This window comes from Microcystis sp. M53602_WE12 (genome assembly GCF_030065455.1).
GTDB classification, from domain to species: domain Bacteria; phylum Cyanobacteriota; class Cyanobacteriia; order Cyanobacteriales; family Microcystaceae; genus Microcystis; species Microcystis aeruginosa.
The window spans coordinates 1-11,261 of sequence record NZ_JASJFB010000018.1 but is presented as its reverse complement, the minus strand read 5'-3'; the positions used below and the strand labels follow the sequence as shown (position 1 = coordinate 11,261).

The window sequence follows — 11,261 nt, the reverse complement described above, 5'->3', positions numbered from 1 at the left end:
GTCGGGGTCGGTTTGAAATTCGGTATGGAGAATTAGTTGCTCTGACTGCAAAAAAATCAGAGAATCGGCACGAATGGGGTCTAATTGTAATTCTGTCGGGTCGAGGACGGTTAAGGAGAGGGGAGAACCCAATAACCAAGTGGCTAGATCATCGGAGAAGTTTTCGGCAATAAATTTACAAATATTATCAAACATCGTCAGGGATTACTTTCCGTTTCTCCTAGGATACCCTCGGTCGCCGGTGTTGACATCCTGTATTTGTCGTAACTGTTGCCGAGGCGAATCGTAGCGCAGAATACATTATAGGCAAAATTCAATTCTACTCATGGACTAAATCCCATAGATATCGGCAAATTCGTCACATCTTCCCAGAAATTTCTTGACAATTGCTAGAGGAAAGGGTACATTAGGAGCAGATTTTCTGAAGTTTTATGTCCCTATCTAAAGTTATCAATCATGGGGGGCGGGAGAAGCGTAGCTTATCAAAGGCTCTGCTGAAATCCTTTTCCCTAGTCACGGCCACTGCGATCGGATGTATTAGTGTCGCCACCAGTGCCACTGCGGCCAGTTTTTCCTTCGCTTTCGGTAGCGAAGGTTCGGGGAACGGTCAGTTCATGCTCCCCCGTGGTATCGCCGCCGGTAGAGGTGGTAATATCTATGTAGCCGATACGGATAACAATCGGGTACAGGTATTCAACTCTAGTGGTGTCTTCCAGTCCGCTTTCGGTAGCCAAGGTACGGTGAACGGTCAGTTCCAAGGCCCCTACGCTATCGCGGTCGGTAGCAGTGGTAATGTCTATGTAGCCGATACGGGCAACTTTCGCGTACAGGTATTCAACTCCAATGGAGGCTTCCAGTTCGCTTTCGGTAGCTTCGGTACGGGGGACGGTCAGTTCCAAGGCTCCTACGGTATCGCTGTCGGTAGCAGTGGTCATGTCTATGTAGCCGATACGTTCAACAATCGCGTACAGGTATTCGACGACCGTGGTGTCTTCCAGTTCGCTTTCGGTAGCCAAGGTTCGGGGAACGGTGAGTTCGAAAGCCCCTACGGTATCGCTGTCGATAGCAGCGGTTATATCTATGTAACCGATACGTTCAACGATCGCGTACAGGTATTCGACGACCGTGGTGTCTTCCAGTCCACTTTCGGTAGCTTCGGTACGGGGAACGGTGAGTTCAGTAGCCCCTACGGTATCGCTGTCGGTAGCCGTGGTAATATCTATGTAGCCGATACGGTCAACAATCGCGTACAGGTATTCAGAACGCCCGAACCTTCTAGTATTATCGGATTAGGCATACTAGGGGGCGGTTTAGTGGTGCGTCGCCTCGCTAAACGTGGTTAATCGGTGTGGAGTGGGGAGATGAGTTAAAATTTTCCTAATTCCCCACCCTTTGCAGTTAAAAGCTTTAATTGTGCTGCTGTCTTTGTAATTGCTCGATCGCATCGGGGGATAAATCAGTAAATTGGGCGATTTCTGGGATAGGAAAGCCAGCAGATAGCATTTTTAGGGCAATTTGTCGAGCTTTTTCTTCTTTACCCTCCTCTTTGCCTTCCTCTCGGCCTTCCTCTCGGCCTTCCTCTCGGCCTTCCTCTCGGCCTTCCTCTCGGCCTTCCTCTCTGCCTTCCTCTAAAATATCTTGATAGATGACGGATTCTCTCATAATGTCACTCCGAAGGATTTTTTTAATCGTCTCTCGATTTAATACTAACCCAGCGAGAATACTGGTAGCGGCGGCGAGATTGCTTTGCACCTGTTTTTGAGAGATAGTTTCTAGAGAACGGGACACCAGACTTAACACCTGTTCTGGATCATCGGTATTGCTGAGGATGGCAAAGGGTAATAAACCGGGATGATGGAAAAATTGTGGTGTATTTTCTTCCCAAAGACGGATGACTTGAAAAGAATGAAAGGTTTCCCCCAGACGGAAGGTATTTTCTTGCACTAGGGGAGAATCGCTGCGTCGCAGATAAATTACCACTTGACGCATTGGTTTTTGGGGATGACGACGATAGACGCGAATGCGATAATCGAGCATTCGGAAAGGAATCTTGGAGTCGGGGTCGGTTTGAAACTCGGTATGAAGAATTAATTCCTCTGACTGCAAAAAAATCAGAGAATCGGCACGAATGGGGTCTAATTGTAATTCCGTCGGGTCGAGGACGGTTAAGGAGAGGGGAGAACCCAATAACCAAGTGGCTAGATCATCGGAGAAGTTTTCGGTGATAAATTTACAAATATTATCAAACATTGCGAGCGTTCTGCCTTTGTAATTACTACCATCCACATCAATAAATTCAAGATTACTTGCTATCAATTCCTAAACAATTAAGCTAAATAAACCCCCGATCATTAGTAAAAGTCTTTGATTTCATGGTAATCTTTGACCCAAGCTTACGAAATATTATATCACCGATTAAGATAGATCATGATTTAATCTTGTTTTAAGTTCACAAACATAATTAACGGTAGCATAATCTGTCTTAATAATTAACTTTACTTCAGCCAGTAATTGACCAGATATATAGGGTTTATCTTCAATATTTTCCTGAAAATTAGGTAAGGATTCCAGACAGTTCAAATATTTATGAAATAGGGAATATTTGGGATACATAAGCAATAAAAATTTACCTTTTTTCTAAGATTAGTAAATATTCAGATTTCATGCCATCAGGATTTTTATTCTTGCGAGATTTGAATAATTGTCTGGTTTTAATTCTATCCTCAAAGACGGTATCAAAAATAAAGCCATTTTCCTGAAAATATTCCCCTAATATTCGCCAAGTTTCTACTTCCACCCCATCCACTTTCGGATTACCCACAAAAATGCAAGCTTTCCCAGCTTGTTTTAATTTTCTGGTGGCATTTTCTAAAGCGTTGATAGTGTGACAAAAATAGGAATCGAGTATTTTATGTAAATTCTCTTTCTCTAAACTTGATCTCACTTGATTTAAGGTTTCGGTTTCGATTAATCTGGTAGCCTGTCGGTAGGGAATTTCTAGCTTAGAGATTTTTTGCACTTCTTTTTCTGTATATCCTAACCAATATAAATCTAGTTTTGCTGTTCTGATATATTCCTGTGCTTGCAGATAGGGGGGTGAACTAATTAAACAATCTAACTCTAGATTTTGATCGATCTCAAAAGTGGCACTATCTACTCCTCCATAAAAAAGCACCTGATTATAATTGCGCCAAGTTACGGTAATATATTGATTGACGCTGGTTAAAGTTTCAAAACTCATCTCTTTAATCGTTCGTTTTAATTCCTCTTGCCAATTTCTTTGTAATAGTTCCTGTATATCTGATTTTTTGTATTTCGATTGAAATAATTTAGGTTTGGTATGTTCTGCATAGGAAAACTGTTTACTAACTTTCACTAAAACCGCTTGAATAATCTGGGAATACAAATCAGGTTCTAGACTTTTTTGACCAGCCCAAAGTTTCTGTAAAACTGCTAAAATCTCCTCTGGATACCAATAGTTTAAATTTGACCACTGAGGGATAAATTTATCCTCGTTGGCAAAAACTTCTAAGATTTTTTTATCTAACTCTGAGTAACTCAATGGTTCTTGGTGTTCTGTGATCTTAATCGGTATAATATGGTTTAAAAGATAATTAAGATCAGTTAAAACCGCATTTCTTTGACAAAGTTTAGCTTCTAAACCCACCGTACCCGAACCAGCAAAAGGATCGATAATCCAATCATCCTTTTTCGTGTAGTTATCAAGACAGAATCTCACCACTTGGGGAATAAATTTGGCAGGATAATAATAGATGCCGTGGGTTAGATAACTGGTGCTGGTGATTTCTGGTACTAAATCTCGAAAGGAAACTAATCGCGGGGTTCCCCGATTAAATTCTTCTAAATTATTAGAATCGAAAAGTTCTAAGTAGGGAGGCACAATTATTTGTAGGATGGGTTAGCGGTAGTGTAACATGAGCGGGCGTTGGGTTTCATGCTTCAACCCAACCTACGTTCATCTTATATTTAATTCCACCCACCCACTTAACTGCATGATTCGGCTATCAATTCTCTCTAGGGTGGACTAGCCAATTAAAATAAAGATTAAAACCGTAGTTGATCAATATTCTAACTTATCGTCCCCTAACCTAACCGACAACTCAGCTTTTTTACTTTTTACTTAACGTGATATACTGCCAAAGGAAAAAATGACGTTTTAATTAGTCTGCGTGAATAGCCAATCCTCGACGATTATAGAACAGGTTAGAGTTCTTGACCCCCTGACACAAACCGATCGCATTGCCGATGTCTGGATTGAGAAGGGGGTAATTAAAGCGATCGAATCTCAGCTTCCCCCAAGAGAAAACAGTAACTATATTTCCGGTCAAAACTGTATTTTTGCTCCCGGATTAGTCGATCTCTACAGTCATTCTGGGGAACCCGGCCACGAGGACCGAGAAACCCTCGCATCTCTGATCGAAGCTGCCACGGCCGGAGGTTGCACCCGGGTGGCAATTCTCCCCAATACTCTCCCCCCTCTCGATCACCCCGCACTCATTAGCACATTACAGCAAAAAAGTCAAGGGTTTTTTGACTCAAAATCGGCCCGTCTGCATTTTTGGGCAAGTCTTACCCTAGGAAGGCAAGGGCAAAAAATGACGGAATTAGCCGATTTAATGCCTGTAGCGGTGGGTTTTACCGATAATCGCAGTCTGGAAGATTTGGGACTGTTGCGGCGCTTATTGGAATACCTAAAACCCTTCGGTAAAAATATCGCCCTTTCCCCCGTAAATCAGCAATTAAAGGGTAATGGAGTCATGCGTGAGGGAGAAACCTCGATTCGCTTCGGTTTACCAGGAGATCCTGCTATTTCCGAAACCACTGCTTTAGCCACAATTTTAGAAATCGTCGGCGAAATTAATACACCTGTTCACCTAATGCGAATTTCTACCCGTCGAGGAGTGGAATTAATTCGCGAGGCAAAAATGCGGGGATTGCCGATAACCGCTAGTGTGACGTGGTTGCATCTGCTCTTAAATACAGGATCGATCGCCAGCTATCATCCCAGTTTACACCTCGCTCCCCCCTTGGGCAACGAAAGCGATCGCAAGGCGTTAATTGCGGCAATTAAGGAGGGAATTATCGATGCAATCGCGATCGATCATCGTCCCTATACCTACGAAGAAAAAACCGTCTCTTTTGCAGAAGCACCCCCCGGCGCGATCGGGTTAGAATTAGCTTTACCGCTACTCTGGGAAAAATTAGTAATAACTGGGCAATTATCAGCTTTACAATTGTGGCAAGCGCTTAGTCTCAATCCCTGTCATTGTTTACAACAAAAACCGGCATCTCTCAACCCCGGTAATCCCGCAGAAGCAATTCTTTTTCATCCCCAAGCAAGCTGGAAAGTAACAGCAAATAATCTTCACTCCCTCAGTCACAATACTTTCTGGTTAAATCAAACAATTACGGGAAAAGTCTTAGAAATGTGGAATTTTTAAAGGGTGGCCAATTTCTATCTTGAGACTCTCCTAGTTTTTTGGATAATGATCAGCTAGAATTCTAGAGAAAACTAGAGTAATGCCATGGAAAAAGAACTGGTATCGGAAAAGCGCGGTTATCTACTTCGCACGGTGGCAGAAGCTAAAGAAATTGTCCTTAATTGGTTGCGAGAAATAAATTTAGTTAATGCGATTAAATTAGGTTTACCAGAAGTGGATGACAGATATCATATTTGGCGAATTCCTTTATGTAATGAACAGAAAAAAACCGTTGGGGAAGTGGTGATCGATGCCTACACCACCGAAATTTTAGCCGATAGGACAACCCGGACTGAAATTATTATCGCTCGTCTGTTAAAACAGGATGAATCTAAATTAGAAACCCGCAAGAAAACCAAAAAAGAATACAAGCTTTCCTCTCTGAGAAATACCATCGGATTTGGTGATTGTGGCGAACTTTTGGAGGAAATGCCAGCAGAAAGTGTTGATTTAATCTTTACCTCACCACCCTATTTTAATGCTCGCCCAGAATATTCGGAATTTGAAGAATACGAAACCTATCTATTGAAGCTGCGACAGGTGATCAGAAAATGTCATCGAGTTTTGAGTGAAGGACGTTTTTTTGTCATTAATATTTCTCCCGTGCTGTTGCGTCGTGCTTCCCGTAATCAAGCTTCTAAACGTATTGCTGTCCCCTTTGATTTGCATCGAATTTTTGTTGAGGAAGGTTACGATTTTATTGATGATATTATTTGGCTAAAACCAGAGGGAGCAGGGTGGGCAACTGGTAGAGGGCGCAGATTTGCCGCCGATCGCAATCCTCTCCAATACAAAACTGTGCCGGTGACTGAATACGTTTTAGTCTATCGTAAACACACGGATTTACTCATCGATTGGCATATTCGTAATCATCCCGATCAAGAAGTAGTAAAAGCCTCAAAAATTGCCGATGGTTATGAACGCACTAATGTCTGGAAAATTAACCCAGTCACTAACTCAAAACATCCCGCCGCTTTTCCCGTAGAATTGGCAGAAAAAGTGATTACCTATTACTCTTTTAAAGGTGATGTGGTTTTAGATCCCTTTGCTGGTTCAGGAACCGTGGGACTAGCGGCCGCTTCTTTAGATAGACGTTTTGTTTTATTCGAGAGTAATTTTAATTATATTGAACTGATACGAAAGCTAATTACTGAAGGCAATAAGACTGATTTAGACTCAGTTATTTGGCTTAAGTAGGTAGGCGTTAAAAATTATCAGATGCCCCCCTTATTAAGGGGGGATTAAGGGGGGATCGAACCTAAAATCCATTTTTAATTTAATTATAACCAGCTACTTAATTGTCCGTTAGAAAACTAACAATGAGCGAGGTAAACACCATGACAGCCGGTAAAAGTCACGCTTATTTTACTCCAAAAGACTATCTGGAAATAGAGAAAATTAGTCCCATTAAACATGAATATATACAAGGGCAAATCTTGGCGATGGCGGGGGCCAGTAAAGCCCATGTTATCATCACAGGTAATCTTTCGGCCCAATTAATTAATCATTTACGGGGTAGTGGTTGTCTTGCCTACGCTACCGATATGAAAGTGCGTCTCCCTAGCTTAAATATCTTCTATTATCCCGATTTTGCCATTACTTGTGACCAACGGGATCGAGTTTCCCAGGAAGATTTTATCCTGCATCCGCGAGTGATTATCGAGGTTTTATCCGACTCCACGGCAGCCTTTGATAGAGGCGATAAATTTGCCGATTATCAAACTATCCCTGAATTAGAGGAATATCTATTGATCGAGCAAAAACAAGTCCTAATCGAACAATATCAACGTCAATCTAATAACCTCTGGATTCCCCATATTTATCACGCGGGAGATTTAATCACTATTAACTGTATTAACTTTTCTTGTCCGATAGAAACTCTTTATCAAAACCTAGAAATTCTTAGCTAGAATCTTCACCGTAAAAATAAATAGTAAAATGGGGTCAGGTACTAGGATAAATTTCCCCTATTTCCTAACCCCCCAACAACTTAGATAATTAACCCCTTTGTCGAGTATTGATCACCTCACCGGCTGCATTAACTAACTCTAGCTGTAGCGGCATTTGTCCCATAGCGTGAGTGGAACAACTTAAACAGGGATCATAGCAACGAATACCCGCTTCCACCCGGTTTAACATCGCTTCAGGAATTTCGCCACCATGGATATAATGTTGGGCGATTTGTTTCACCGTTTGATTCATGGCCAAATTATTATTACCCGTGGCAATAATCAAATTCACCGTTTCAATCAAACCATTCTCATCCACTTTATAATCATGGAATAAAGTACCCCGGGGCGCTTCACTAACTCCCACCCCTTGCAGATTATTAATTCCTGCTTCGGCGCGACAGCGTGGAGAAACTATATCGGGATCGTCGATTAAAAGTTCGATACGCTCTAAACAGCCTAAAATCTCCACTAATCGGGCATAATGATAGTAAAAAGAAGAGGTGGCTACACCACCGACCCGATGGCGATATTCCCGTAACTCGATATCCGCCCCCTCCGTGCCAAAATGGGAACAAACATTTAAGCGCGCCAACGGACCTACTCGATAGATACCGTTGGGATAACCGAGGGGTTTATAGTAGGGAAACTTTAAATAAGACCATTTTTCTACTGATTCGCCGATATAATCGCGATAATTGTCTTCGCTGAGGTTATCGGCCACAATATTGCCTTGACTATCGGTAAAACGAATATGACCGCCGTAGTGTTCCCACTCGTCCCGTTTACCGACCAATCCCATAAACAGGGAAGGGAAATTACCAAAAGCGGCGATTTCTGTGGTTAAATTGTCTAGAAGTCCTTTAAACAGGTTTAAGGCCGTGTAAAGAGTCGCTTTAGACTCCGGCAGTCGTTCTTTAATCCATTGTCGCCCTTCTTCGCTCAGGGGAGAACGCACACCTCCCGGGACGGACCAAGCGGGGTGAATTTTTTTTGCTCCCAAAAGTTCAATAACTTTCTGTCCAAATTGACGTAAACGGATGCCCGCTCGCGCTAGGTCGGGATCGGCGGCGATTAAACCGAAAATATTCCGTTTAGCCGGGTCACTTTCCCAACCAAGCAGAAAATCGGGACTGCTAAGATGGAAAAAGCTTAAAGCATGGGATTGGGTTAATTGTCCCAAATTCATCAAGCGCCGCAGTTTTTCACCCGCAGGGGGGATTTGCACCGCTAGAATTTTATCGCCGGTTTTGGCGGCACAAAGCAGGTGACTAACGGGGCAAATGCCGCAAATCCGGGCAGTAATTCCCGCCATCTCCCACATCGGCCGTCCCTCGCAGAATTTCTCAAAACCACGATACTCGACCACATGAAAACGCACGTCATCCACTTCCCCCCCATCGTCAAGGAAAATCGAGATCTTGGCATGGCCTTCGATCCGGGTGACGGGATCGATAACGACGGTTTTAGTCATAGTAAGTCCTCATTGTTCAGGAGTTTCACAGAACGGCATTGTGGAGATTGCGATCGAGCTTGGTTTCAAAGATAATTTATCCCGATCTCCGCCCTGCTGTTTCTATGATAGTTATTACCCTCCTAGCAATCCTAATTTTTTTGACAATTTTTTCCGATTCTCAATCGGAAAAAAATTTAAAATTTTGTAGCAAATACTACAGAAAATAGTTCGGGAATCCGCCATGATTGTGTCTCTCTTTGCTGGTGTTGATCGGTCATTATATATATAGAAGTCGGTTCTCGGCTGTTAGTCTTCCTCTCAAGGCTGAGGGCGAAAGGGTCGGAATTCAGCTAGATTGTTGACGGCTAATCGGGAAAATCACCTTTTTGTTTTGTAATCTTACCTAACAGTATCAGCGGCACTGCCGAGGATTCAGGAAAAAGCGACCCAAAAACAAGCGATTGTAGTTGATAGTCCTACACTATAATACTTTTGTTCTGGATGTTGAGAAAAAAGCATAAACTTAACATCATACCAAAGAATGAATTAACTTTGAACCTTTAGGGGATTGCCCGCGTCTAAAAGCGCAGGATACAATCAAAGAAATTCCGATCAAACTCATACCGACTTCAGATAAGCCAGACTCACCCGCGAGTCGGAATAGTAACAGACTTTTTCTGTGTCAAGGAGTCACCACCAAACCAATGCCCACCGCAAAAACCAACCAAACTCAATCACAGCCCACCCTCAATGCCGATATGGTGCGTACCTATCTGCACGAAATTGGGCGAGTTCCCCTCCTAACTCACGAACAAGAAATTATTTACGGCAAACAAGTCCAACGGATGATGAGCCTGTTAGAAGCGAAAGAAGCACTATCGAAGCAATTAGGACGGGAACCACAGCGCTTGGAGTGGGCGGATTCGGTGAATTTAAGCGAAAATGAACTGGATCGCGCCTTGAAAACCGGCGATCGAGCTAAACGGAAAATGATTGAAGCTAACCTCCGCTTGGTAGTTGCGATCGCCAAAAAATATCAAAAGCGGAACATGGAATTCCTAGATCTAATTCAAGAGGGTAGTCTGGGATTAGAAAGAGGTGTAGAGAAATTTGATCCCACCAAAGGTTATAAATTTTCTACCTATGCCTACTGGTGGATTCGACAAGCGATTACCCGTGCGATCGCTCAACAGGCCCGCACCATTCGTTTACCCATCCATATCACCGAAAAACTGAATAAAATCAAAAGAACCCAGCGCGAACTCGCCCAAAAACTGGGCAGAAGTGCCACTCCCGCCGAGATTGCCCTAGAATTAGAGCTAGAACCCGCTCAAATCCGCGAATATCTCAGTATGGCTCGTCAACCCATCTCCCTTGATGTGCGCGTCGGCGATAACCAAGATACGGAATTGTCGGAACTATTAGAAGATAGCGGAGTTTCTCCCGATACCTTCATCACCCAAGAGTTATTACGGCAAGACTTAGCCAATCTCCTGGCCGAATTAACCCCCCAACAACGGGAAGTGATTACTCTCCGTTTCGGTTTAACCGATGGCAAGGAGTTATCCCTAGCCAAAATCGGTCAGAGAATGAACATCAGTCGGGAACGGGTGCGACAATTAGAACACCAGGCCCTAGCTCATTTACGCCGTCGCCGGGCCAACGTCAAGGAATATATTGTCGCCAGTTAGTAAAATTAGCAAATAACCAAGAAGGAGAGCGCAAGCTCTCTTTTTTTTGGGTTTATTATTGCTAAATTTTTAACCAACCTGAACAAAAAAAGGGTAAATTTTGCCAGTGTACTTAGGGTTGGCTGAAAAAGTTTTTCGTGGGGACAGGGTGTGGGGTGTAGGTTTTTACCGATTTTGAGGGGGTCAATTACCTAATTTTCAGGGAAAAAGTGCCTAAATTTCCCCCCCCCGATCACTCCCAGATCTGGTAATTTTTGATTGACAAAAAGTCTAAAAGTCTTACCCAACAAGGTTTTTAGATTTATTCAGCAAGCCCTAAGTATCTTTTCAGAACTGGGGAGGGAAGAGAAAGGAACCTCCAGAGGCGGCAATCCCTATAAATGGGCGCTCAGAGACTCTTACGCAGTTTAAATTCAGTACAGCTTACCACAACCGACAGCGAGGCGAGTAGCACCGGCGGGTATTTTATCGAATAAAAAAGAGATCTCAGGTTAAAAATTCAATAAAGAGCATAAATAAGCTTATTTATGCTCTTTAATGCCTAATTAGGGCTTGCTGAATAATGGTAAAACCCTTTTAAAATAAGGCTTTTGACCTGTTAAAGTCCGATGTTCATGCTGCGAAAATAGGATTGGGACTTTCAAAAACCTTGCATTATCCTTCT

The 11,261-nt window shown here is 42.9% G+C and carries 9 protein-coding genes and 1 pseudogene; 5 read left to right on the top strand and 5 right to left on the bottom strand.

The genetic code is table 11. The features are described 5' to 3' along the window. Positions 1 to 195, bottom strand: a pseudogene (locus PX482_RS00565) (Rpn family recombination-promoting nuclease/putative transposase); the annotation flags it as partial. A gap of 236 nt (positions 196 to 431) precedes the next feature. Here PX482_RS00565 and PX482_RS00560 point away from each other — a divergent pair. Next, entirely contained in the window at positions 432 to 1,343 is a 912-nt protein-coding gene (locus PX482_RS00560; RefSeq protein ID WP_288121949.1) for a 6-bladed beta-propeller, read from the top strand. Positions 1,344 to 1,407: 64 nt separating this feature from the next. On the opposite strand, the gene PX482_RS00555 is transcribed toward PX482_RS00560, so the two are convergent. The 3 genes from PX482_RS00555 to PX482_RS00545 form a co-directional block, all read right to left on the bottom strand. Beyond that, a complete protein-coding gene (locus PX482_RS00555; RefSeq protein WP_288121948.1) occupies positions 1,408 to 2,250 on the bottom strand; it encodes an Rpn family recombination-promoting nuclease/putative transposase in 843 nt (280 codons plus the stop codon). Positions 2,251 to 2,415: 165 nt separating this feature from the next. Then, positions 2,416 to 2,580: a hypothetical protein gene (locus tag PX482_RS00550; RefSeq protein WP_288028062.1), complete on the bottom strand. Its 165-nt coding sequence runs from the start codon at positions 2,578 to 2,580 to the stop codon at positions 2,416 to 2,418. Between the two features lie 46 nt (positions 2,581 to 2,626). Beyond that, complete coding sequence (locus PX482_RS00545) at positions 2,627 to 3,901, bottom strand: DNA methyltransferase (protein ID WP_288054596.1); 1,275 nt, start codon at positions 3,899 to 3,901, stop codon at positions 2,627 to 2,629. 289 nt (positions 3,902 to 4,190) lie between these two features. Between PX482_RS00545 and PX482_RS00540 the strand changes: the two genes are divergently transcribed. From PX482_RS00540 to PX482_RS00530, 3 genes are all read left to right on the top strand, one after another. Beyond that, positions 4,191 to 5,462 (top strand): dihydroorotase, encoded by a 1,272-nt coding sequence (locus PX482_RS00540; RefSeq protein ID WP_288121947.1) that lies wholly within the window; start codon positions 4,191 to 4,193, stop codon positions 5,460 to 5,462. Between the two features lie 84 nt (positions 5,463 to 5,546). Next, a complete protein-coding gene (locus PX482_RS00535; protein ID WP_288093574.1) occupies positions 5,547 to 6,698 on the top strand; it encodes a DNA-methyltransferase in 1,152 nt (383 codons plus the stop codon). Between the two features lie 140 nt (positions 6,699 to 6,838). Then, a complete protein-coding gene (locus PX482_RS00530) occupies positions 6,839 to 7,411 on the top strand; it encodes a Uma2 family endonuclease (protein ID WP_288028071.1) in 573 nt (190 codons plus the stop codon). Positions 7,412 to 7,499: 88 nt separating this feature from the next. Here PX482_RS00530 and PX482_RS00525 read toward each other — a convergent pair whose 3' ends face one another. Then, complete coding sequence (locus tag PX482_RS00525; protein ID WP_002760226.1) at positions 7,500 to 8,924, bottom strand: Ni/Fe hydrogenase subunit alpha; 1,425 nt, start codon at positions 8,922 to 8,924, stop codon at positions 7,500 to 7,502. 686 nt (positions 8,925 to 9,610) lie between these two features. On the opposite strand from PX482_RS00525, the gene PX482_RS00520 reads away from it, so the two are divergent. Then, a complete protein-coding gene (locus PX482_RS00520; protein WP_002760224.1) occupies positions 9,611 to 10,597 on the top strand; it encodes an RNA polymerase sigma factor, RpoD/SigA family in 987 nt (328 codons plus the stop codon). The last annotated feature ends 664 nt before the right edge of the window (positions 10,598 to 11,261 follow it).